This is a genomic window from Ensifer sp. Root142, from assembly GCF_001426785.1.
GTDB classification, from domain to species: Bacteria; Pseudomonadota; Alphaproteobacteria; order Rhizobiales; family Rhizobiaceae; genus Ensifer; species Ensifer canadensis.
Window position 1 is genome coordinate 32,422 of sequence record NZ_LMFK01000049.1, and the last position, 22,656, is coordinate 55,077.

Genomic DNA, 22,656 nt, shown 5'->3' on the forward strand with positions numbered 1-22,656 from the left:
AAAAGTGGTATTGACCTTTCCCTACCCGCTCATCCGCGGCGCACCACTAGAAAGCGAAACGGTTAGATCCGCTGTGTTGCATCCAGTCCACAGTAAAATCGATTGAAGCGGCTTCGGCACCCCTCGCAGGGGCCCTCTTGACCGTTGCCAAACCACTTTGATGAACTATTGTGCGCCAGACTTCGGTGGGCGCGACCATTTCGCACGCGTTGTCACGCCGCACGACAATCCGGCCATCGACATTGCGTCGATGCAAGCACGTGCGGCGCTTCGCCGGACCAATTTTCGTGGCGCACCAGGCTGCGCCGAAACACTAAAGGGAGATATCGAATGGCATTGATCACATTGCGGCAACTGCTCGACCATGCGGCGGAGAACGACTACGCGCTGCCGGCGTTCAATGTGAACAATCTCGAATACATTCAGGCCGTCATGCGCGCGGCTGACGCCACTGATTCTCCCGTCATCCTGCAGGCAAGCCGCGGTGCTCGCTCCTATGCGGGCGATGCGTTCCTGCGCCATCTCATCCTTGGTGCGGCGGAAGAATATCCGCACATTCCCGTTTGTCTGCATCTCGATCACGGCGACCAGCCGTCGACCTGCATTTCGGCGATCACCAATGGCTTTACTTCCGTCATGATGGACGGCTCGCTGGAGAAAGACGGCAAGACCGTCGCCAGCTATGAATACAATGTCGCGGTCACCGCCGAAGTCGTGAAGATCGCCCATGCGGCCGGCGTTTCCGTCGAAGGCGAACTTGGCTGCCTCGGCAACCTGGAAACCGGCGCTGGCGACAAGGAAGACGGCCACGGCTTCGAAGGCAAGCTGTCGCGCGAGGAGCTGCTGACCGATCCGGAACAGGCCTTCGACTTCGTCACCAAGACCGGCGTCGATGCGCTGGCCGTTGCCATCGGCACCAGCCACGGCGCCTACAAGTTCACCCGCGAGCCAGATGGCGACATCCTGTCGATCGAAACGATCGCCAAGATCAACAAGCGCCTGCCGAACACCCACCTCGTCATGCATGGCTCGTCCTCGGTCCCGAAGGATCTGCAGGACCTGTTTAACACCTATGGCGGCAAGATGAAGCCGACCTGGGGCGTTCCGGTGTCGGAAATCCAGAAGGCGATCCCGCTCGGCGTGCGCAAGGTCAACATCGACACCGACCTGCGTCTGGCCATGACCGGAACGATCCGCAAGAACTTCGCTGAAAACCCGGAGAATTTCGACCCGCGCACCTACCTAAAGCCAGCAACGGCTCTCATGACCGAGGTTTGCAGGGAGCGTTTCGAAGCCTTCCGCACCGCCGGCAAGGCATCGAAGATCCGCACCCTGCGCTTGCCGGAGATGGCAAAGCGCTACGCAGCCGCCTGATCCGCGAACCGGCCGCCCCTCTTCCCAATGGAACGACGGGAACGGGGGTGCCCTGTTCGAGCGCTTGGCGACAGACAACAGTCGGCGCGCGGCCCGTGATCAAGCGGCCGCGCGCCGATTTCGTTTCGATCGCGATGGCTGGTTCGGCGAGCGGACGCCAGGCCACGCGATATCCAAGTACTCACTCGGCCCCAGCGCTCATTCAGGCGCGGCGCTCGCCCGCCGCTTCGTGCTCGTAAAGCTGATCCATGCTCAAGGTGGCCACGTCAGCGAAAGGCGTCTGGCTTTTCACCCGGCCACCGCCGAGGATGACGACCTCGTCGCAAAATGAAATCGTGCTGCGGTGATGACTGATGACGATGGTCGTGCGGTGCCCGGCCCTCGATTTCAGCGTCTCGACGATGGCCGCTTCGGACAGGCCGTCGACCGCGTTGGTGGCTTCGTCCAGGATCAGGATCTCGGGGTCGCGCACGAGGGCTCTGGCCAGGGCAACCCGCTGCCGCTGCCCCGCCGAGAGGCTGGCGCCTCTGTATCCGACGACGGTTTGATAGCCCTGCGGCAGGCTTTCGATGAAGCCGTGTGCTTCGGCCATCCTGGCCGCGTGCTCCACTTCTGCGGTCGTCGCCTCCCGGCCATAGGTGATGTTCTCCAGGATCGTACCATCCACCAATTCCAGGTCCTGGCTGGCGAGCGCGATCTGGTTCCGCCACTGAACCGGGTCTATCCGGTTCAGGGGGATACCATCGACGAGGATCTGCCCCTCGCCCGGTTCGACGAAGCGGCATAACAGATTGACGATCGTGGTTTTCCCGGCACCGGACCGGCCGATGACCGCCGTCGAGCGGCCGCCACGGATATTGAATGTCGCGGCATGCAGCACCACGGCACGCGAGCCAGAACTCGGATATCGGAAGGTCACCCGATCAAATCTCAGCTGCTGTCGCAGACAATCGAATGGCTCCCTCCCCTCGGGTGGCTTTGGCTTGTCGGATGCGTCCAACAGCCACCGCACCTCCTCCAATGAGCCGCTCCAGCCCTGGATCTGGCTCCAGGACAATTGCAGCGCACGCACGTGCGGCTGCAATCGATAGAGCAGGACCACGAAGGCAACGATGACGGGAAAGCTGACGCCGACAGACCAGGCGGCGACAACAACAGCCAGGAAGAGGGCGGAGTGGAGCGTCTCGGTGAGTGGCGGCAGCACGCCCTGACGGGCCTGTAGCGAGAACCCGGCGCGTCTGACCGCATCCGACGCCGTATCGAACACGGCCTTCTCCCGCGCCTCCTGGCCGAATATCCGTATCAAACGACCGGCATGAACAAGATGGAGCATTCGAGCCGCAAGCTCGCTGTTAAAGGAGGTGACTTCTCGGCTCGGCCCCTTGAGGGTTGCAGACAGGATGTAGTGCACGAGCTGGACGAGAACGAGGCCGAGCGCCACGAACAGCGTCATCTGCCAGGACAGAAGTAGGAGGAATGCCAGGAGAATGACGGCGGCCGAGCCATTCACGACCGCCGCAAGGACGGTCTGGATTGCATCGGAGGCCCGCCAGGACTCATTTGAAATGATGTTGAGCAGGCGCCCCGGATTCTCCTTCATGAAAAAGGGATAGCCGACCCGCAGGAGCTGACCCGACAGGGCGCTGCGGATCGAGTGTCCTGCCTTGCCGTTGATGAAGGTCGCGAGCACGGTGTTGGCAAAGGCGATGACGTTCTTGAGCGCGATCAAGGCAAAAGCCGCGCCTGCGATGACAATCAGCCGCTCGCCGTCGTCCAGCCCCGACCCGACCTGTTGGAACAGCGAGGAGACGCCGTTCAATGCCGCTGGATCCTGATCGCCGGCAATGATGCCCAGCATGGGGATGATGAGGCCGATACCGACGCCCTCGAGTGCTGCGCTGCAAAGGCCGAGAATCACCACGGCCGGAAGCAGACGCATTTGTCCGCCGAGCGCATCGCGCAATAGCTGCAGGCCCGGCAAGAAGATTCTGAACATGGCGACCGTCCTCAGCGGTGGAGTTGCTCTTCGGCCCGTTGCTCGGCCGGACCTGGCGATCGCTCCGCGACGAACAGGCCCACGAACTTGAGGGCACCGAGCAGGTTCATGAAAACGATCGGCCAGTGCGATAGGTGCAAGACGGGGTCGAACCGGGCGCCACCGAAGATTTCCCCGAACGCCGACCTGACGGTCCAACAGAAATGCCGCAGCAGCCACGGCGCGGTGCGCAGGTGCTTCAGGCAAAGCGCGCCATTGCCGAAGCTGTAGTTGCAATGAAGTGTCTCGATTGCCGCCCGTGCGCGACGGCCGTGATGATGGAAGACGACCATGTCGGGGACATATTCGACGGGGATACCAAGTCGATCGGCGCGCACGAGATAATCGGTGTCCTCTGCCGACAGCAACGGCGCGCCGGCGCCAAACCGTTCGTCGAAGGGGCCGACGCGCAATGCGACCTCACGATGCATTGTCATGTTGCAGCCCAGCACGAAGCCGCCTGGATGAACCTCATGCGTCAGCCGTTCGCGCACGTTCGACCGTTTGATGGTGAATGGCAAGTCGGCGGGGTTGCCGAGCTCGACACGGCCGCCGCGGATGACCCCGCCCCCGCCGCCTGCACAGTGGTGTTCCAGATCGCGCAGATAGCCGACGTCGACTTCGCAGTCATCATCAATGAAGATCAGGATCCTGCCGCGTGCATGTGCCATTGCGGTATTTCTTGCGACAGCCAGGCCCGGTCGGGTCTCGACGGCATGCGTGATCGCCATGGGTGACGCGGCCGCAATCCGGCTGATGCGATCGGGTGTGCCGTCCGTTGAGCCGTTATCCACCACAACAAGCTCGCATCGCACTGTGGCATGGGAGCGGCACGCCGCCTCGATCGATCGGATACAGGCATCGAGCGCCTCAACGCGGTTGCGCGTGCAGACGATGAAGCTTGCGAAGGTCTCTTCGCGCGCGGCCGACGTCGGCACCCACGGCGTCTCCGTCGCGTTCGCGCATCCCTTTGCCGCCCATGCCGGGCGTTCGACTGTCATATTAGACCGGGCCATGACGAGGAAGGACGTTCGCTGCCGGCACCGACTGCAGGTATCGCGACAGGGCATCCATGCGCCTCATCGCAGCCAGCGACATGCTGCTGCACCAGGGCGCATGAACGCCTGCGATGAGGCCGTATCGCTCCCGGCGCCGGATAAGCCCCCATTTGCCCGTCCGCGTTAGGAACTCATGGGTGAGCTGCGGCCGCCGCTCGTCGCTGACAAGCTGGTAGAGGAAATAGAAGAGGTTCAAGGCGCCTTCCTCATAGCCGGCGCGGCCTTGCTTCGGGTACCCGGAAATCCTGTCTTCGAGCGCCAGAATGCTGTTCGCAGCATTTCCGATCGTCTCGGCCGTGACGGCAAGGCCGATGTCATTGAGCGCCTGGGGATTGTCGCAAAGACGTTCGCGCTCGAGGTTTTCAGCAACAATCTTCAAGTGGGTACGGCGCATTTGGCGCTTGTGCTTGTTCGTCACGCTGTTGCCATGGATACGATAGGCGACCATGGCCTCGTCGATCATCATCGCCGGAAAACGGTCGGTGACACGCCGGAAGAGATCGAAATCCTCCGCATGCACATAAAGCGCGTCATATGTGAGCATATCCTCCGGAATGACATGCCTGTTGTAGACGACGGTCGAGTGCATGAAGATCGTGAAGAACATCGACAGCGCCTTCAGGTTCTCCGGCCGATAGATCGGATTGGGCGTGCCGCGGACGATACGATCGCCGATGAGCGTATCGATGCCGGTGCCGCACAGCGCGAGCTGCGGCTGTTGCATGAACAGCGACACCTGCCGCGACAGCCGTGACGGATAGGAAATGTCGTCGGCATCCATCCGGGCGATGAGATCGCCCTTTGCCAGAGCGAGACCTTCGTTCAAGCTCGCGATCAAACCGCGGTTCTCGCGGGAGATGATAGTGACGCGGTCATCGGCCTTTTGATAACGCCGCATGATTTCCAGTGAGCGATCACGCGAACCATCGTCGATGGCGATGATCTCCAGCCGCTGGTAGTCCTGCCTCAGAATGCTCTCAAGCGCCGCGGCGAGATAGGACTCGGCGTTGTAGACGGGCAGCAGGACGGAAACCAACGGAACGGTCATGAACAATCTCGAACACTATTGCAGATCTGAGGCTTGAAGCGCGTTTCCCCGGCCAGCGGCGTCCGCACGATAAGCCGGATGCGGCCGCTCGTCCCCTCGCCCCCGAAACCAGTCGACAGTGCTTCCAGCACTCGCGGATGGTGCACTTGGCCGACCGTTGGCACGAAGATAGGGAAAGTGCCGCTTCAAGCCGTTGAGCGGCCTCTCTAACGCCAGCCAGGAGAACGCCGCCACGACCAGAGTGGCGGCACCTGCGACGACCAAGCGCCCAACGCCCTGTTCCGAAACGTTGACCGGTATCCACCCCTGCGCCTTGACGACCAGCGCCAGCACGACCGGATGAAACAGGTAGACGCCATAGCTGACACGCCCAAGCGCAGTTAGCGGCGGGAGTTCCAGCAACCTGCCGAAATCGCCACGAAACCCGGCGGAAGCGGTGCCGACCAACATTACAAGCGGGACGAGAGGCAAAACTTCGAGACCGATCCAAACGATCCAATCAAGTGCCGGCCCCACCGGCATCGATCGACCCCAAAGCAGCACGAGGGATAATATGGAAAACGGCAGCCAACTGACTGTCATCCATCGCGGCCAGGCCGTGGCCGTCGATCGGTGAACAGCCAAGAGGGCACCAGCCGCCAGCGCATCCATCGATGCCGGAGGCAGCAGGTCTCGTGCAAGCGAGGGCTCCCCCGTGAGCGGCCAATAAAATCGGTATGCCAGCGAACAGGCGATGACGCCGATGCAGAGCCGCCCGATCCAGTGGCGCGGCGTCAGCAGAATGAGGAGCGGCCAGACGATGTAGAATTGTTCTTCAATGCTCAGGCTCCAGGTGTGGCAGAGCACCCACGGCGTCCACGCATCCTTGAGCGCGTACCAGAAGTTCGAGAGATAAAGCGCGTGCCATGCCCAGCCTTCCCTGGCGCCTTCCAGGTTGACCAGCCACACGAAGCCAAGCATGCCGAAATAGGGTGGGAAGATGCGCAGGGCACGGCGGATATAGAACGACCTGAGGGTCGTCGCTGCTTCGAACTGAGCCGCGGAACGCGCGTCGAGGAGCAGCCGCGTTATCAGAAAGCCGCTGAGCACGAAGAACATCCGCACGCCGAGATGCCCCCAATGGGAATCATCGGCGGCAAAGAAATGCGCGTACAGCACCATCAAAACGGCAACGGCTCTCAATCCGTCCAGTTGCCGGTCGCGCATAGTCAGCATTCAACGTCCCCTCGGAGTTCCGACCGCTGCGGTCTACTTCCTGTGGAGCCAACTCCGTGGTCAGCTACGATTTTTGCCGCGAGGTTGCCATTTGCTTCGAAGAAGCGCGAAGGGTCCGGTCGGTCGCAAGACGCGTTGAGGGCGGCCCCCAAAACCTTAGGGCCGAATAGGGCCAAACTTTGACCGCTTGATTGGCAAGCGCGCGCATTTACCGGCGGCTGGCGGCTGACGCCACGCCTGCAAATTCGGTCGCCGCTGCAGAACCGCACCGCAAGCGCTTGTTTCGTTTCAGAAACGAGCGTCCTCCAGTCAGCCCGAGGGTTAGAACGTGGGCGGCGTGTTGATCCAGAGAAGAACCGTTTCGCCGTCATGCCGGTTGGACCAGGCATGGCGGCGTTTGCTTTCGAAGTAGAGCGAATCGCCGGCGCTCAGGTCGTAAAACTGATCGCTGTCGAGAATGAACTCGACACGCCCCGAAAGCACATAGACGAATTCCTCGCCTTCATGCCGATAGGCGCCTTCGCTCGAAGCACCCGGCTCCAGCACGAAGCGATGGCAATCCATCTGGTTGCGACCGTCGGCCAAAAGCTGCACGGTGACACCGGGCGTCGTCTTCGGCCAGGTGCGCCATTCTCCCGCACGGACAACGGCTCGACCATCGGTCTCCTCTTCGCCCGACAGGCTCGATACCGTCGACCCGAAATATTCGGCGATGTTGTGCAGAACAGCGACAGACACGCCCTGCGAGGTTCTCTCGAGCGTCGAGAGGACAGAAGCGGCAATGCCGACGTCGCCTGCGACCTGTTCGAGAGTCTGGCCGGCGGCATGCCGCAGACTGCGCAGCTTGCGACCGACCTGATTGTCGAGACCGCTTTCGCCCGGTGCGGGCGCGTCGTCGTCCCCGGCCGCTTCCGCTTCGAGCGCTTCCCTGATGGCCGCGGGATTGAGACCGCGCTCGACCCGGAACCAGGAAATGCGTTTCAGCCGGGCGAGATCGCCTTCGGTGTATTGCCGGTGGCCCGTCGGTGAGCGCTCGGGCACGACCAGTCCTTGGGTTTCCCACAATCGGAGCGTCGAGGCGGATACACCCGCCAGCCGTGCAGCCTCGGCAACCTTGTAGCGCACGCCGCCCATTTTCTGTTTCCCTGTTTCGATCGCGGGTGCCGGCGCGAATCTGCGCCGCGCCTGCGCGTTGGCGAACTTACCTGCCGGGCATGACCTTTTACAAGAATGCGTCATCAGCGCCGGTGTTCTCTCGATCACCAAATTTGATTTGCATTCCATTTTGAAAGATGTACCACTTCCCAGACAATCTTGCAGAAAAAATGCAATATATTGCCTCCGCCAGCAACAGGACACGCGCCATGACTAGCCTCACCGATCGTAAGAACGCTGCCATTTCCCGCGGCGTCGGCATGACCACGCAGATCTACGCCGACCGTGCGGAGAACGCCGAAATCTGGGACAAGGAAGGCAACCGCTACATCGACTTTGCCTCGGGCATTGCAGTCGTCAACACCGGCCACCGCCACCCGAAGGTGATCGCCGCCGTCAAGGCGCAGCTCGATCGCTTCACCCACACCTGCCATCAGGTCGTGCCCTACGAGACCTATGTGCATCTCGCCGAACGCCTCAATGCGCTTGCGCCCGGCGACTTCGCCAAGAAGACGATCTTCGTCACGACCGGCGCGGAAGCCGTTGAAAATGCAGTGAAGATCGCCCGCGCGGCGACTGGCCGCCAGGCCGTGATCGCGTTCGGCGGCGGCTTCCATGGCCGGACCTTCATGGGCATGGCGCTCACCGGCAAGGTGGTCCCGTACAAGGTCGGCTTCGGCGCCATGCCGGGCGACGTCTTCCACGCCCCCTTCCCGATCGAGCTGCACGGCGTCACCGTCGACCAGTCGCTGGCGGCGCTGAAGAAGCTCTTTGCCGCCGATGTCGATCCGGGTCGCGTGGCCGCAATCATCATCGAGCCGGTGCAGGGCGAAGGCGGTTTCTACCCGGCTCCGCCGACCTTCATGAAGGCGCTGCGCGAAATCTGCGACCAGCACGGCATCCTCTTGATTGCCGACGAAGTTCAGACCGGCTTTGCCCGGACGGGCAAGATGTTTGCCATGGACCATCATGAGGTCGCGCCCGACCTGATGACGATGGCAAAGAGCCTTGCCGGCGGCTTCCCGCTCGCTGCCGTCACCGGCCGTGCCGAGATCATGGACGCACCGGCGCCGGGCGGCCTTGGCGGCACCTATGGCGGCAACCCGCTCGGCATCGCCGCCGCGCATGCCGTACTCGACGTCATCGCGGAAGAGAACCTCTGCGAACGTGCCGAACTGCTCGGCGGTCGTCTGAAGCAGCGCCTCGCCGCAATCCGCGAACAGGCGCCCGAGATCGTCGACATCCGCGGCCCCGGCTTCATGAACGCCGTGGAATTCAACGATGTGAAGACTAATCTGCCGAGCGCCGACTTTGCCAACAAGGTGCGCCTGATTGCGCTCGACAAGGGTCTGATCCTGCTGACCTGCGGCGTGCACGGCAACGTCATCCGTTTCCTCGCGCCGATTACCATCCAGGACAACGTCTTTGCCGAGGCGCTCGACATCCTTGAGGCATCGATCCTCGAAGCACGCGGTTGACGCTTTGCCGGGCGACCGCTAACGCGGTTGTCCGGGCCGATGAAATGGCTCCGGGTGTCGGGAGGAACGACACCCGCAAGAACAAACAGGAAGCGGGTCGGTCGGCGTGCGACAGGCATCGCTGGAGGACGCCCATCATGACCCTGACGCCGGCTTTGACCAAACACTTGCGCGACGGCGAACTGTTTTCCGCCTTGGACCGCATAGCGCATTTCGCCGGGAGCTGGACGGGCGAGGCCTTCGACGTCTTCAATCCGTCTACCGGCGAGCTTCTGGCGTCGTTGCCGGATATGGGCATCGAACAGGCGAGTGCGGCGATCGACGCGGCAGCCGCCGCGCAAACCCTTTGGGCGGCAAAGCCCGCCAAGGATAGAAGTGCCGTGCTTCGACGTTGGCACGACCTGATCATCGCCCATGCCGACGATCTCGCCGCCATCCTGACCGCCGAAATGGGCAAGCCGGTCGGAGAATCGAAAGGCGAAGTGCTGCACGCGGCCGCCTATGTCGAATGGTATGCCGAGGAAGCCAAGCGCATCTACGGCGAGACCTTTCCGGCTCCGGCCAATGACCGCCGCATGCTGGTCATCAAGCAACCCGTTGGCGTCGTCGGCACGATTACCCCGTGGAACTTCCCGGCCTCGATGGTCGCCCGCAAGATCGCTCCAGCACTCGCCGCCGGCTGCGCCATTGTCCTGAAACCTGCCGAACAGACGCCGCTCGTTGCCGGAGCCCTGTTCGTCCTGGCCGAGAAGGCGGGTTTCCCGGCCGGCGTCGTCAATCTGCTCTACGCCTCGGAAGGTGCTGCGATCGGGCGGGAACTCTGCAGTAACCCCAAGGTTCGCAAGATCAGCTTTACCGGCTCGACGGAAGTCGGGCGCCTGCTGATGCGCCAGTGCTCCGACCAGATCAAGAAGGTCAGCCTGGAACTCGGCGGCAACGCGCCCTTCATCGTCTTCGACGATGCCGATATCGACGAGGCGGTCGATGGCGCCGTCCAGGCGAAGTTCCGCAATGCCGGCCAGACCTGTGTTTCGGCAAACCGCATCTATGTGCAATCGGCGGTGCATGACGCATTCGCCGAGAAATTCGTCGCACGCGTGGCCGAACTCTCGGTCGGGGACGGCTTTTCCGCCGGCGTCACGATCGGGCCGATGATCGACCGGCACGCGATCGAGAAGATCGAAGCCCATGTCGCCGATGCCGTGTCCAAGGGCGCCGAGGTGCGCAGCGGCGGTCATCGCATCGGCACGTCAGGAACCTTCTTCGAACCGACGGTGCTGACCGGCATTTCGACCGACATGCGCATCGCCCAGGAAGAGACATTCGGCCCGATTGCCCCGATCATCCGCTTCGAGACCGCCGAACAGGTGATCGCCGAGGCAAATGATACGATCTATGGCCTCGCAGCCTACTTCTATGCCGAGAACCTCAAGCGCGTCTGGCATGTGGCCGAGGCACTCGAATACGGCATGGTCGGCATCAACACCGGCCGCATGTCTTCGGAGGCCGCCCCCTTCGGCGGCATCAAGCAATCCGGCATCGGCCGCGAGGGCTCCCGTCACGGGCTCGAAGACTATCTGGAGATGAAGTATCTCTGCATGGGCAACATCTGAGCGTTGCCTTCCACGTGAACTGCTTGAACCTCTCGCCTCGCCGCTGATCGCAATGTTTGTGGACTGCGGCGGGCGCAATGCCTGCCGGTACCCGGCCTGTCATAAACAGCACTTGAAATTGATCGGCGGGCTTGCCAATTGGGGCAGGAACCAAGGAACCATAGGAGTTGCCACCGCGATGAGCGAAGCTGAAATGTCCGTCGAGAAACATGTCTTTGAAGCCGATGTAGCCAGGCTGCTCCATCTCATGGTGCACTCGGTCTATTCCGACAAGAACGTCTTCCTCCGCGAACTGATTTCGAACGCCGCGGACGCCTGCGAGAAGTTGCGTTACGAGGCGATCGTCTCGCCGGAACTGCTGGCAGGCGATACGAACCCCAGCATCAAGCTGACGCTCGATGAGGAAAACAACCGCCTCATCGTCGAGGACAATGGCATCGGCATGAGCCGCGACGAACTCGTCGAGGCGCTCGGCACCATCGCCCGTTCAGGCACGCGCGCCTTCATGGAGCGCATCGAGGCAGCACAGGGCAAGGAAGGCGCGCAGCTCATCGGCCAGTTCGGCGTCGGCTTCTACTCCGCCTTCATGGTCGCCGACAATGTCGACGTCGTCTCGCGCCGCGCCGGTTCGGACCACGCCTGGCACTGGTCGTCGGACGGCAAGGGCAGCTACACGGTCGCAGCCGCCGATCTTGCTGACGCGCCGGCACGCGGCACGCGCATCACCCTGCATCTTATGGAAGATGCCAAGACCTACACCTCGCGCTGGACGGTCGAGCGCATCGTCAAGGACCAGTCCGGCCACGTTCCGGTTCCGATCTCGATCGTCGAGAAGCCCGGTGCCGAACCGGTTTCCGTCGGCGACGGCACGGCGCTCTGGACCAAGCAGAAGAGCGAGATTTCCAAGGAAGACTACGCCGACTTCTATCGGGGCGTTTCGGGCCAGTACGACGATCCGGCATTGACGGTGCATTTCCGCGCCGAGGGCCGGCACGAATATACGGCACTTGCCTTCGTGCCCGGCTCCAAGCCCTTCGACCTCTTCGATCAGGACCGCAAGGGCCGGATGAAGCTCTACGTCAAGCGCGTCTTTATCACCGACGAGGCGGAATTGCTGCCGCGTTACCTGCGCTTCGTGCGGGGTCTGGTCGACACCTCGGACCTTCCGCTCAACGTCTCGCGCGAGATGATCCAGGAAAGCCCGCTGCTGTCGAGCATCCGCAAGGGATTGACCAACCGCATGCTGACGGCGATCGAAAAGCTGGCGGAGAGCGATCGCGGGGCCTTCGACAAGATCTGGGAAAACTTCGGCAGCGTGCTGAAGGAAGGCATTTACGAGGACTTCGAACGCCGCACCCAGCTGATCTCGCTTTCCCGCTTCCGCACGACCACCTCGGAAGACGGTCACCGCAGCCTTGCCGACTACGTCAAGGACATGAAGGACGGCCAGTCGGCGATCTACTACCTGACGGGTGACAACCTCGCCCAGCTCAAGGCATCGCCGCAACTTGAAGGCTTCCGCGCCCGCGGCATCGAAGTGCTGTTGCTGACGGATCCGGTCGACAGCTTCTGGGTGACCTCGGCGCCGGACTTCGAAGGCAAGCCGATGAAGTCGATCACGCAGGGCTCGGCCGATCTGGGCAGTGTCGCAAAGCCGGAAGGCAGTCCCGACAGCGCACCAGAGGCAAGCCAGGCGGTGACGGATTTCGTCGCCTTCGCCAAGGAAACACTCGGGGAAGCCGTGTCGGAAGTTCGCACGTCCGATCGCCTGACGGAAAGCGCCGTATGCCTGGTCGCGCCCGAGAATGGCCCCGATCGCCAGCTCGAAAAGATGCTGCAGGGCGCCGGCCGCCTCGACGGAGCGGCAAAGCCGATCCTAGAGATCAATCCCGGCCATGCGCTGATTGCCGCAATCGCCGCCTGCCCGGCCGATGACAGCGCGTTTCGGACTGACGCCGTTCAGCTTCTGCTCGACCAGGCGCGCGTCCTCGATGGCGACAAGCCGCAGGATCCACGCGCATTCGCCGAGCGCCTGTCACGCGTCTTCAACCGGGCGCTCAAGGTTTAACGCACCGGTTCAAGCACCTGTAATTGCAGCGATGAAAGGGTGAGAGGGAGAAATCCCTCTCACCCTTTCGCTTTTTCGGGCGCCGCTTCCATGCCGATCTCCGCCAATACCTCCGCCGTATGCTCGCCGAGACGCGGAACACCGCGGTCGAGCACCAGCGAGGCATCGGAAAAACGGATCGGCGTACGGACGCCCGGCGAGGTCCCGCTGGCCGCACCGGAATGCGGTGTGTCGATCTGCATCTGCCGATGCACGACCTGCGGATCGGCAAAGACGTCGGCGACCGTGTTGATCGGACCGCCCGGCACGCCTGCCTCTTCCAGCAATGCCAAAAGCGCGTCCCGTTCGTACCTTGCCGTTTCGGCGCTAAGCGCCGGTGTCAGGCTCTCGCGATTCTGGACGCGGGAGGCATTGGTCAGATAGCGCTCGTCCGTTGCCAGATCGCCGCGGCCAAGCAGGTTGCAGAACTTGACGAACTGGCGGTCGTTGCCGACGGCGACGATCAGGTGCCCGTCCGCCGTCGGGAACACCTGGTAGGGTGCGATGTTCGGGTGGGCGTTGCCAAGGCGGCGCGGCGCCTTTCCCGAGACGAGAAAATTGAGCGCCTGATTGGCGAGCACGCCGGTCATGCAATCAAGCAAGGCCATGTCGATCTGCTGGCCCTTACCGGTTCGCTCGCGCTGCGCCAATGCCGCCTGGACGGCGATGACGCCATAAAGCCCGGTGAAAATATCGGCAAAGGCGACGCCGATCTTCTGCGGCTCACGATCCGGCTCGCCGGTCAGATCCATGATCCCGCTCATGCCCTGGACGATGTAATCGTAACCGGCGCGATGCGCATAGGGTCCATCCTGACCGAAGCCCGTGACCGAGCAATAGATCAGGCGCGGATTGACCTTCTTCAGGCTCGCGTAGTCGAGACCATATTTCTCGAGGCCGCCGACCTTGAAGTTTTCCAGCAGGACGTCGGATTGTGCCACCAGCCGGCGCACCGCCTCCTGCCCTTCCTCGGTGGTGAAATCGAGCACCACCGAGCGCTTGCCGCGATTGCAGGCGTGGAAATAGGCCGCGTCGAGCTTCTCCCCCTCCTCGCCGGCGACGAATGGGGGGCCCCAGGTGCGGGTGTCGTCACCCGCCGGGCTCTCCACCTTGATGACGTCGGCGCCGAGATCGGCGAGCGTCTGGCCGATCCAGGGACCGGCGAGAATGCGGGCAAGCTCAAGAACGCGAATACCCTTCAGTGGCGCTTCCATGATCGGCCGCTCAGAAGAAGGCCTGGAGGCCGGTCTGGGCGCGGCCGAGGATCAGCGCATGAACGTCGTGCGTGCCCTCATAGGTGTTGACCGTCTCGAGGTTCACCATGTGGCGCATCACCTGGTATTCCTCGGAGATGCCATTGCCGCCGTGCATGTCGCGGGCCATGCGGGCGATGTCGAGTGCCTTGCCGCAATTGTTGCGCTTGACGATCGAGATCATTTCCGGCGCCATGCGGCCTTCATCCATCAGGCGACCGACGCGCAGCGAACCCTGAAGTCCGAGCGAGATCTCCGTCTGCATGTCTGCGAGCTTCTTCTGGAAGAGCTGCGTCTGAGCGAGCGGGCGGTTGAACTGCTTGCGGTCGAGACCGTATTGACGAGCGGCGTGCCAGCAGAACTCGGCCGCGCCAAGCGCACCCCAGGAAATGCCGTAGCGGGCGCGGTTGAGGCAGCCGAACGGGCCCTTGAGCCCCTCGACATTCGGCAGCAGCGCATCTTCGCCGACCTCGACATTGTCCATGACGATTTCGCCGGTGATCGAGGCGCGCAGCGACAGCTTGCCGGCAATCTTCGGCGCCGAGAGGCGCTTCATGCCCTTGTCGAGCACGAAGCCGCGAATGGCATTGCCATGGGCTTCGGACTTTGCCCAGACGACAAAGACATCGGCGATCGGCGCATTGGAGATCCACATCTTCGAGCCGACGAGACGGTAGCCGTTCTCCGTCTTGATGGCACGGGTCTTCATGCCGCCGGGGTCGGAACCGGCGTCAGGCTCCGTCAGGCCGAAGCAGCCGATCCATTCGCCGCTGATCAGCTTCGGCAGATACTTCTGCTTCTGCTCCTCCGAGCCATAGGCGTAGATCGGGTAGATGACCAGCGAGGATTGCACGCTCATCATCGATCGGTAGCCGGAATCGACGCGCTCGACTTCGCGGGCGACAAGACCATAGGCGACATAGGAAGCGCCGACACCGCCGTAGGTCTCCGATACGGTCGCGCCGAGCAGACCAAGTTCGCCCATTTCCCGGAAGATTTCGGGATCAGTCGATTCTTCGCGATAGGCAGCGATGACCCGCGGCTGCAGGCGATCCTGTGCATAGGCTCGTGCCGTGTCGCGGATCATGCGCTCGTCCTCGGTCAACTGATCTTCGAGGAGGAACGCGTCGTCCCATTGAAATTGCGTCTTGCCGGCCATGTTTCTCTCCCATCGGATTTTTCCACTTGCGGTTATGGCAAGCAGAACCAAGGCTTTCAAACGAAATTGAGGCACCGCCTCATGCGCCTGCGGAATGGCCTCGCTGAGCGCCACACAATCGGCTGTGAAGTGCCGCCGGACTCCTTGCGCGCTACACATTGGGCGTGCCACCGGTCGCCAGGTGCCGTTCATGTTGCAAATCCGTCGAAATATGGCGACAAGAGTCGGGTTCACTTGGCGGCGCTCGTCGTCACCGCGCCGCGCCAGTGCCACGCTAAAGGTCCATGCTCGTACCCGCCAATGGCCAACGACCGCTTAGAACGCTTTGCTCACAATCTCGACTGGAACTTGCTGCGCACATTCGTCGTCGTGGTGGAGGAAGGCAGCATCACCGCTGCGGCCAACAGGCTCCTGCTGCAGCAGCCGGCCGTCAGCATGGCGCTCAAGCGGCTCGAACAGACCGTTGGGCAAAAGCTCATCGACCGCCGCCCGGGCCGCTTCGACCTGACCGATGCCGGCGCCCGATTGCACGCGCAGTGCCGCGACATCTTCGCGGCCGTCATCCGGCTTCCCAACGTCCTTGAAACGGCGGGCGAGGAAATCACCGGCCACCTCAACATTCATGTCGTCAGCCATGCCCACAACCCGGCCTGGGACCGGAAGCTCGAGAGCTTCTTTATCCAGCATCCGAAGGTAACGATTTCGGTGACGGTCGCCACGACTGTGGACGTTCTGAGCGCAGTCGAACGCAACATCGCGACGATGGGTCTTTGCGACGGCAACATCCCCACCTGGCTGAACAAGAGCTTCCACGTGCGTGAGCGCTATGCGCTTTACTGCGGCCGCGAGCATCCCCTGTTCGGTGTCGAGGGTGTTGATTTCAACGATCTTCGCGGCAATGCCTATATCGCCTTCATCGCCGATGTGCTCGGCGGACAGCATATGAACTCCGTGACGGCAGTGCGCGCCATTGGCTCGTTTGGCCAGCAGGTTCGGGCCGTCTCCTGCAATGTCGAGGAAGTGATGCGGCTGATCGCCTCCAACGTCGGCATCGGCATGCTGCCGGATCATCTGGCAGCGCCCGCCGTCGCCGGCGGACGACTTTGGCAACTGCCGCCCTACCACAACCTGCCAACGACGGATGTGTTTCGCATCTCCAACCCGAACTCGATTCTCAATCCGGCCGAGGCCGCCTTCCTTGCGCATGTGGCCGATACCGCGCCGCTTGATCACTGCCTTGATCATCAGCAGAATTGATAGCGACATTTCCCGTTATAAATTTGAACGCGTAACACGCGCTGCCTATGGTCCCACCAAATCAGGAGCGGGGTCGGGACATGCGTGAATTTGATGTGGCAATCGTTGGTGGCGGCATTGCCGGCCTTTCGCTGGCCTTTTTTCTGGCACCGCACCGCTCCGTTGCCGTCATCGAGCGGGAAGACGGGCTCGGTTATCACAGCACCGGGCGCTCCGCCGCCGAATTCGTTCTGCGGTACAACGCCCCTGAAGTGTGCAAGCTCGCGGCGATCTCCAAGACTTTCTTCGATCAGCCTCCCGAAGGCTTTTCCGACGTACCGCTGTTGAAGCAGCGTGGCGGCGTCATGATCGCCAATGCGGAGAAAGTGGCACGGCTTGAGGCGGTGTTTGCCGAGGAAAGCGCTGTCAATCCCGACCTGCGAAGGCTGACTGTCGACGAAGCAATCACCCGCGTACCGATTCTTCGGCGCGACTATGTGGCGGCCGCATTTTATGACCCGAATTTCTGGGACATCGAGGTCGAGAACCTGCTGCAGGGTTACCTGCGCGGCGCACGTCGCCATGGCGCCGAGGTGATTGAGCGCAGCGACATCGTGGCTCCGCGCCGCGAGGCAAATGGCTGGGTGCTTTCGACGAATGCCGGCGAGATCCATGCCCAGGTCATCGTCAATGCGGCTGGCGGCTGGGCCGACCCGGTCGCAAGCCTCTTCGGCGTGACGCCGGTCGGCATCGTGCCGCATCGCCGCAGCGCGATCACGGTGGACCTTCCCGCGGAGATCGATGCCCTGACAATGCCCGAGATCAACGAGATCGACGAGGACTTCTATATGAAGCCCGAAGGCGGGCGGCTGCTTGCCTCTCCTGCCGACGCCACGCCGTGCGAACCGACGGACGTGCAGCCCGAGGAGATCGATGTCGCCTGGGGCGCCCACTACGTGGAAGAGGCGACGACCGTCCCGGTCCGCCGCATCTTCAAGAGCTGGGCTGGCTTGCGCAGCTTTTCACCGGACAAGCTGCCGGTGATCGGTCACGCCAAGGATCGTCCGGATTTCTTCTGGCTTGCCGGCCAGGGCGGCTACGGCATTCTGACGTCGCCGGCACTAGGCGCGCTTGCCGCAAACCTGCTGATTGGCCTACCGGCGCCCGAAAGCTTCGCCGCAAACGGCCTTGACCCAGTCGGTTTCAACCCCGAGCGCTTCCTGAGGTAGCGACAACGCACCTCCATCCCGCTGCGATTGTCACATTCCGTTAAGGATGTCGGCGAGGCTGTGAACTGTAACATAAACTACAAGAAACTGACATTTCGCTTTCATGAAGCGCCGATATGGCAGGTGTCATACCGATGACCGGTCTCCCCGAAAGAGGGCCTGCTAGAAATGTTTCAGTTGAAGAATGTAACCCGCCAGTTCGGCAAGAAGACAGCCGTGAGCTCGGTTACCTTCGACATTCCCCAGGGCCAGATGGTCGGCGTGATCGGCCGCTCCGGCGCTGGCAAGTCGACGCTGCTTCGCATGATCAATCGCCTGGTCGACCTGTCGTCCGGCTCGATCGAGTTCGCCGGCACGGAAGTCTCGTCACTGCGCGGTGCCGCACTGCGCAACTGGCAGCGCGACTGCGCGATGATCTTCCAGCAGTTCAATCTGGTGCCGCGCCTCGACGTTCTGACCAATGTGCTGCTGGGTCGCCTGAACCATCGTTCGACGGTTCTGAGCATCCTCAACATGTTTACCCGCGAAGAGCGCATCATGGCGATCGGCGCGCTGGAGCGCCTCGGCATCGAGCAGACGGCGCTGCAGGCGGCGGGCACGCTTTCCGGCGGCCAGCAGCAGCGCGTGGCCATCGCCCGCGCATTGATGCAGCAGCCGAAGGTTCTGCTCGCTGACGAGCCAATCGCCTCGCTCGACCCGCTCAACGCCAAGATCGTCATGGACGCGCTGCGCGACATCAACGAGCGCGACGGCATCACCGTAATCACCAATCTCCACACGCTCGACACGGCGCGCAACTACTGCGAGCGGATCATCGGTATGGCGCACGGCCGCGTCGTCTTCGACGGCCAGCCGAAGGACCTGACGGCGGCCGCCGTCGCCGAGATCTACGGCGCCGATACGGGCATCGAGGAATCGATGACCTCGACAAGCATCAACATTCCGGCGGCCATTCCGCAGGAACAAACGGCATCTGCCGGCCTCCAGCCGCTGGCACTGGCCGGCATCTGACGCCCGCCAGGATCGAAGGCCCACGTCAAGGGCACCTCTTTGAAACCGAATATCATCCGGCAAAGCCGGAGAAACGGGAGAACCTTATGCTGAAGAAAGCTCTTCTGGGCGCTGTCGCCCTGCTCGCCCTCGTCGGCCACGCTCAGGCCGAAGACCTCAAGGAATTCCGCGTCGGTATCATCGGCGGCGAAAACGAAGCCGACCGCCTGCGCAACTTCCAGTGTATCGTCGACAAGCTGCCGGCTGCAATCGGCGTCGAAAAGGTTTCGCTGTTCCCGGCCGCCGACTATGACGGCGTCATCCAGGGCCTGCTCGGCGGCACGCTCGACTACGCCGAACTCGGCGCTTCGGGCTTTGCCAAGATCTACCTCGCCAAGGCCGACGCGGTCGAGCCGATCCTGACGACCGTCCAGACCGACGGTTCGACCGGCTACCACTCGATCATGGTCGCCCGCAAGGACTCCGGCATCACCAAGCTCGAAGACCTGAAGGGCAAGAAGCTCGGCTTTGCCGATCCGGACTCGACCTCTGGCTACCTCATCCCGCTCGTCACCCTGCCGGAATCGATCGGCGCGCCGGTCAAGGAATTCTTCGGTGAAACCGGCTTCGGCGGCGGTCACGAAAACCTGGTTCTCGAAGTCGTCAAGGGCACGTTCGATGCCGGCACGACCTTCGGTTCGGGCGTCGGCGAATTCAAGGACGGCTACACTTCGGGCAACCTGAAGAAGATGGTCGACAAGGGCATCCTCGACATGAATGACCTGGTCGAACTCTGGAAGTCGCCGTTGATCCCGAACGGCCCGATCGTCGTCCGTTCGACGATGAACGATGACATGAAGGCCAAGTTCAAGCAGTTCATGCTCGACCTGCCGAAGACCGATGCCGCCTGCTTCTCCGCCATCCAGGGTGGCGATTTCACTGGCTTCACCGAAGTCAACGCCGACTTCTACAAGCCGATCATCGACGCCCGCAAGGCAACGATCGGCGGCTGATTTTCCTGATCATTCAAGGACGCTGGCCGCCAAAACGGCCAGCGTTCGCCTTTTTGCTGGGGCGCCTGGAGCGCCTGTCGACAGAGGCCGGCATTGCCGGAACATTCATGGCAACTTCCATGCTCCCGAGGCATCTGAGTGAAAACGGCGCGCTGGTCGAGCGCCACTGGCAGGAGTTGAACTCGCGTCGCCGGCTTTACTCCTGGCTCGGCTTCGCCGTGCTGGTGCTCGCCCTTTCCGGCTCGCTCTGGTTTGCCAACGATTCCAATGCCGGCAAATTCTTCGACCGCCTGCCGCACTTCTTCGATTTCGTCGGCGATCTCGCGCCGCGTGATGGCCTGGAAATCTTCCGCGCCATGTTCGATCTGCCTTCGCCCTACGACGACGGCAGCTTCAAGTACAATTATCCCGAGGGTCGGCTCTACCTGACCGAGAGCTTCTACATTCCTGAGTATGTGCACAAGATGCTGGAGACCGTGAACATCGCGATCTTCTCCACCGTCATCGGCACGTTCTTCGGCTTCATCTTCTGTTTCCTTGCCGCCCGCAACCTGATGCCCAATCCGTGGGTTCGTGGTGTCGTGCGCCGGCTGATGGAGATCCTACGCGCCTTTCCCGAAGTGGTCATCGCCGGCTTCTTCCTGGCAATCCTCTCGCTCGGGCCGATACCCGCGATCGCCGCGGTTTCGATCCACACGGTCGGCGCACTCGGCAAGCTGTTTTTCGAGGTGGTCGAGAACGCCGACATGAAACCGGACGAGGGCCTGCGCGCCGCCGGTGGCAACTGGATCGAACGCGTCTGGTTCGGCATGGTGCCGCAGGTGCTGCCCAACTTCGCCAGCTATTTCCTGCTTCGCCTCGAGATCAACGTACGCGCCTCGACCATCATCGGCGCAGTTGGCGGCGGCGGGATCGGCGAGTTGCTGCGTCTGTCGATCGGCCAGGGCCATCAGGCAAAGACACTGGCGATCGTCATGCTGCTGTTTGCAACGATCTTCGCCGTCGACCAGTTTTCCGCATGGCTGCGCCGTCGCCTCGTCGGCGACCAGGCCTTCCAGCTTGCCCAGTAGGTGCGCATCATGACCTCCACGACCAGATTAAGCGCTCTCGAAATGGATGCGATCGCATCGCGTCACCCGCACTTGCTGCAGGGCTCCTCGAACAAGCGCCTGCGCACGATTGTCATCAGTGTCGGCCTCGTCGCTTACCTCATCTTCAGCTGGTGGTTTTTTTCGATCGGGCATGTTCTGGGCAACGCCAATTGGGGCATTGCCGGGACCTATCTCGCGGATTGGGTCTCCTACGAGGTTCGGCCCGAGATCAAGATCGCCCGCGACAAGACGATGACGCTCGATTACCAGCGCAACTCGCCGCTTGGGCCAAATCCGAATCCGGCATGGGTGGAACTCGACAAGGAAACCGTGACCCGAAAAGTCGAATTACCCGCTGCAACCGCACAGACTGCAAAGCCCAAGACGACGTCATCCTTCAGCTTCATGGCGCCGGGTTCAGCGCTCGGCGCGGCCAATACGCCAAGTGAGCAGAACCGCGTCGAAATGCGGACCGAGGAAATCATCACCAGGGCCGTCATCACCTATGACAGGTCGACGAAGATCGAAATTGCCGACGGACTCGTCAAGGCAACCCATCGTGGCGAGACGCTGACGATGGCCGTCGATGGCCAGGACACGGTAACCCCTCAGGGTGCCCTCCCCGCCTGGGCCACGCAGAAACGCCCGGGCGAGAAGATCACGCTCGCCTTTGGTGCAACTGGTTGGGCCGACGTCGAAGGTGACGACATCTCGATCCGCAATCGCTTCTTCGGCTGGGCCAATTTCCTCTTCGACGTCCACTCACCGTTCTTCGGCAAGGGCTATGGCGATGTATTTTCGTTGATCACGAGCGGCGAGCGCATTGATCCCACGCGCTCGAACCTGTCGCTTGCCTGGAACAACATCCTCTACAACGCCGAATGGCAGCATCTGGATGTGTGGACCAAACTGCTGCAGACCGTGGTCATGGCCTTCGTCGGCACGCTTTTTGCCTCGCTGGTCGCGTTCCCGCTCTGCTTCCTGGCGGCGCGCAACATCACCCCGAATTTCCTGACGAACCAGCTCGCCAAGCGCTTCTTCGATTTCCTGCGTTCGGTGGACATGTTCATCTGGGCATTGTTCTTCACGCGCGCCTTTGGCCCGGGACCGCTTGCCGGCATGTCGGCAATTTTCTTCACCGACACCGGCACCTTGGGCAAGCTCTACTCCGAGGCTTTGGAGAACATCGACGACAAGCAGCGCGAAGGCGTAAAATCCGTCGGCGCCACCCCGCTTGCCGTGCAACGCTTCGGCGTCCTGCCGCAGGTCCTGCCGGTATTCGCCAGCCAGGCGCTCTATTTCTGGGAATCCAACACGCGTTCGGCAACGATCATCGGCGCTGTCGGCGCCGGTGGCATCGGCCTGAAACTCTGGGAAGCGATGCGTACCAACTCCGATTGGGAAAATGTCGCTTATATGGTGCTTCTCATCTTGCTGGTCGTGTTTATTTTCGACAGCATCTCGAACGCCTGCCGCTCGCGACTGATGGGGCAGAAGGCTCATTGACGAGAAGAATTTTTTGCACCGCGGCCATCATGATGTTGTCATGGAAATCGGCTAGCTGCGCATCGCATCCCGCGAACAATCGACCCGCCGTTCCGG

At 62.1% G+C, this 22,656-nt stretch carries 17 protein-coding genes; 10 read left to right on the top strand and 7 right to left on the bottom strand.

All coding sequences use genetic code 11. The features are described 5' to 3' along the window. The first annotated feature begins 330 nt into the window (after window positions 1-330). Window positions 331-1,374 carry a class II fructose-bisphosphate aldolase gene (gene fba, locus ASD52_RS35140; RefSeq protein ID WP_057211221.1) on the top strand — a complete coding sequence of 348 codons (1,044 nt, stop codon included), beginning with the start codon at window positions 331-333 and terminating at the stop codon, window positions 1,372-1,374. A gap of 202 nt (window positions 1,375-1,576) precedes the next feature. On the opposite strand, the gene ASD52_RS35145 is transcribed toward fba, so the two are convergent. From ASD52_RS35145 to ASD52_RS35165, 5 genes are all read right to left on the bottom strand, one after another. Further along, a complete protein-coding gene (locus tag ASD52_RS35145; protein ID WP_057226619.1) occupies window positions 1,577-3,370 on the bottom strand; it encodes an ABC transporter ATP-binding protein in 1,794 nt (597 codons plus the stop codon). An 11-nt stretch (window positions 3,371-3,381) separates the two neighbouring features. Further along, entirely contained in the window at window positions 3,382-4,410 is a 1,029-nt protein-coding gene (locus tag ASD52_RS35150) for a glycosyltransferase family A protein (RefSeq protein ID WP_082555518.1), read from the bottom strand. 1 nt (window position 4,411) lies between these two features. Continuing rightward, window positions 4,412-5,515, bottom strand: coding sequence for a glycosyltransferase family A protein (locus ASD52_RS35155; protein WP_057220667.1), 1,104 nt, complete (start codon window positions 5,513-5,515; stop codon window positions 4,412-4,414). Window positions 5,516-5,530: 15 nt separating this feature from the next. Further along, complete coding sequence (locus ASD52_RS35160) at window positions 5,531-6,730, bottom strand: acyltransferase (RefSeq protein WP_057226621.1); 1,200 nt, start codon at window positions 6,728-6,730, stop codon at window positions 5,531-5,533. A 321-nt stretch (window positions 6,731-7,051) separates the two neighbouring features. Continuing rightward, window positions 7,052-7,864, bottom strand: a complete 813-nt coding sequence (locus tag ASD52_RS35165; RefSeq protein WP_025428682.1) for a cupin domain-containing protein — start codon at window positions 7,862-7,864, stop codon at window positions 7,052-7,054. Window positions 7,865-8,094: 230 nt separating this feature from the next. On the opposite strand from ASD52_RS35165, the gene ASD52_RS35170 reads away from it, so the two are divergent. From ASD52_RS35170 to htpG, 3 genes are all read left to right on the top strand, one after another. Continuing rightward, entirely contained in the window at window positions 8,095-9,363 is a 1,269-nt protein-coding gene (locus tag ASD52_RS35170; protein WP_057211377.1) for a 4-aminobutyrate--2-oxoglutarate transaminase, read from the top strand. Window positions 9,364-9,500: 137 nt separating this feature from the next. Further along, complete coding sequence (locus tag ASD52_RS35175; protein WP_025428680.1) at window positions 9,501-10,976, top strand: NAD-dependent succinate-semialdehyde dehydrogenase; 1,476 nt, start codon at window positions 9,501-9,503, stop codon at window positions 10,974-10,976. A 178-nt stretch (window positions 10,977-11,154) separates the two neighbouring features. Beyond that, window positions 11,155-13,044 carry a molecular chaperone HtpG gene (gene htpG / locus ASD52_RS35180; protein ID WP_057211223.1) on the top strand — a complete coding sequence of 630 codons (1,890 nt, stop codon included), beginning with the start codon at window positions 11,155-11,157 and terminating at the stop codon, window positions 13,042-13,044. 59 nt (window positions 13,045-13,103) lie between these two features. Here the strand turns inward: htpG and ASD52_RS35185 are convergent, their stop codons facing one another. Both ASD52_RS35185 and ASD52_RS35190 read right to left on the bottom strand, forming a co-directional pair. Then, window positions 13,104-14,297 carry a CaiB/BaiF CoA-transferase family protein gene (locus tag ASD52_RS35185; RefSeq protein WP_057226623.1) on the bottom strand — a complete coding sequence of 398 codons (1,194 nt, stop codon included), beginning with the start codon at window positions 14,295-14,297 and terminating at the stop codon, window positions 13,104-13,106. A gap of 10 nt (window positions 14,298-14,307) precedes the next feature. Then, window positions 14,308-15,495 carry an acyl-CoA dehydrogenase gene (locus tag ASD52_RS35190; protein WP_025428677.1) on the bottom strand — a complete coding sequence of 396 codons (1,188 nt, stop codon included), beginning with the start codon at window positions 15,493-15,495 and terminating at the stop codon, window positions 14,308-14,310. A gap of 300 nt (window positions 15,496-15,795) precedes the next feature. On the opposite strand from ASD52_RS35190, the gene ASD52_RS35195 reads away from it, so the two are divergent. The 6 genes from ASD52_RS35195 (at window position 15,796) to phnE (ASD52_RS35220) (ending at window position 22,560) form a co-directional block, all read left to right on the top strand. Next, window positions 15,796-16,752, top strand: coding sequence for a LysR family transcriptional regulator (locus ASD52_RS35195; protein ID WP_057226625.1), 957 nt, complete (start codon window positions 15,796-15,798; stop codon window positions 16,750-16,752). Window positions 16,753-16,832: 80 nt separating this feature from the next. Further along, window positions 16,833-17,960, top strand: coding sequence for an FAD-binding oxidoreductase (locus ASD52_RS35200; protein WP_025428675.1), 1,128 nt, complete (start codon window positions 16,833-16,835; stop codon window positions 17,958-17,960). A gap of 168 nt (window positions 17,961-18,128) precedes the next feature. After that, window positions 18,129-18,971 carry a phosphonate ABC transporter ATP-binding protein gene (gene phnC, locus ASD52_RS35205; protein WP_025428674.1) on the top strand — a complete coding sequence of 281 codons (843 nt, stop codon included), beginning with the start codon at window positions 18,129-18,131 and terminating at the stop codon, window positions 18,969-18,971. Window positions 18,972-19,057: 86 nt separating this feature from the next. After that, entirely contained in the window at window positions 19,058-19,963 is a 906-nt protein-coding gene (gene phnD / locus ASD52_RS35210; protein ID WP_025428673.1) for a phosphonate ABC transporter substrate-binding protein, read from the top strand. A 107-nt stretch (window positions 19,964-20,070) separates the two neighbouring features. Further along, window positions 20,071-21,033 carry a phosphonate ABC transporter, permease protein PhnE gene (gene phnE / locus ASD52_RS35215; protein ID WP_057226828.1) on the top strand — a complete coding sequence of 321 codons (963 nt, stop codon included), beginning with the start codon at window positions 20,071-20,073 and terminating at the stop codon, window positions 21,031-21,033. Between the two features lie 9 nt (window positions 21,034-21,042). Then, on the top strand, window positions 21,043-22,560 hold the full coding sequence (gene phnE / locus ASD52_RS35220) for a phosphonate ABC transporter, permease protein PhnE (protein ID WP_057226831.1): 1,518 nt from the start codon (window positions 21,043-21,045) through the stop codon (window positions 22,558-22,560). The last annotated feature ends 96 nt before the right edge of the window (window positions 22,561-22,656 follow it).

Excerpts from the sequence above, each read along its gene's own strand:
- fba (WP_057211221.1), top strand. The coding sequence starts at position 331 with ATGGCATTGATCACATTGCGGCAACTGCTCGACCATGCGGCGGAGAAC.
- ASD52_RS35145 (WP_057226619.1), bottom strand. The coding sequence starts at position 3,370 with ATGTTCAGAATCTTCTTGCCGGGCCTGCAGCTATTGCGCGATGCGCTC.
- ASD52_RS35150 (WP_082555518.1), bottom strand. The coding sequence starts at position 4,410 with ATGACAGTCGAACGCCCGGCATGGGCGGCAAAGGGATGCGCGAACGCG.
- ASD52_RS35155 (WP_057220667.1), bottom strand. The coding sequence starts at position 5,515 with ATGACCGTTCCGTTGGTTTCCGTCCTGCTGCCCGTCTACAACGCCGAG.
- ASD52_RS35160 (WP_057226621.1), bottom strand. The coding sequence starts at position 6,730 with ATGCTGACTATGCGCGACCGGCAACTGGACGGATTGAGAGCCGTTGCC.
- ASD52_RS35165 (WP_025428682.1), bottom strand. The coding sequence starts at position 7,864 with ATGGGCGGCGTGCGCTACAAGGTTGCCGAGGCTGCACGGCTGGCGGGT.
- ASD52_RS35170 (WP_057211377.1), top strand. The coding sequence starts at position 8,095 with ATGACTAGCCTCACCGATCGTAAGAACGCTGCCATTTCCCGCGGCGTC.
- ASD52_RS35175 (WP_025428680.1), top strand. The coding sequence starts at position 9,501 with ATGACCCTGACGCCGGCTTTGACCAAACACTTGCGCGACGGCGAACTG.
- htpG (WP_057211223.1), top strand. The coding sequence starts at position 11,155 with ATGAGCGAAGCTGAAATGTCCGTCGAGAAACATGTCTTTGAAGCCGAT.
- ASD52_RS35185 (WP_057226623.1), bottom strand. The coding sequence starts at position 14,297 with ATGGAAGCGCCACTGAAGGGTATTCGCGTTCTTGAGCTTGCCCGCATT.
- ASD52_RS35190 (WP_025428677.1), bottom strand. The coding sequence starts at position 15,495 with ATGGCCGGCAAGACGCAATTTCAATGGGACGACGCGTTCCTCCTCGAA.
- ASD52_RS35195 (WP_057226625.1), top strand. The coding sequence starts at position 15,796 with ATGGCCAACGACCGCTTAGAACGCTTTGCTCACAATCTCGACTGGAAC.
- ASD52_RS35200 (WP_025428675.1), top strand. The coding sequence starts at position 16,833 with ATGCGTGAATTTGATGTGGCAATCGTTGGTGGCGGCATTGCCGGCCTT.
- phnC (WP_025428674.1), top strand. The coding sequence starts at position 18,129 with ATGTTTCAGTTGAAGAATGTAACCCGCCAGTTCGGCAAGAAGACAGCC.
- phnD (WP_025428673.1), top strand. The coding sequence starts at position 19,058 with ATGCTGAAGAAAGCTCTTCTGGGCGCTGTCGCCCTGCTCGCCCTCGTC.
- phnE (WP_057226828.1), top strand. The coding sequence starts at position 20,071 with ATGGCAACTTCCATGCTCCCGAGGCATCTGAGTGAAAACGGCGCGCTG.
- phnE (WP_057226831.1), top strand. The coding sequence starts at position 21,043 with ATGACCTCCACGACCAGATTAAGCGCTCTCGAAATGGATGCGATCGCA.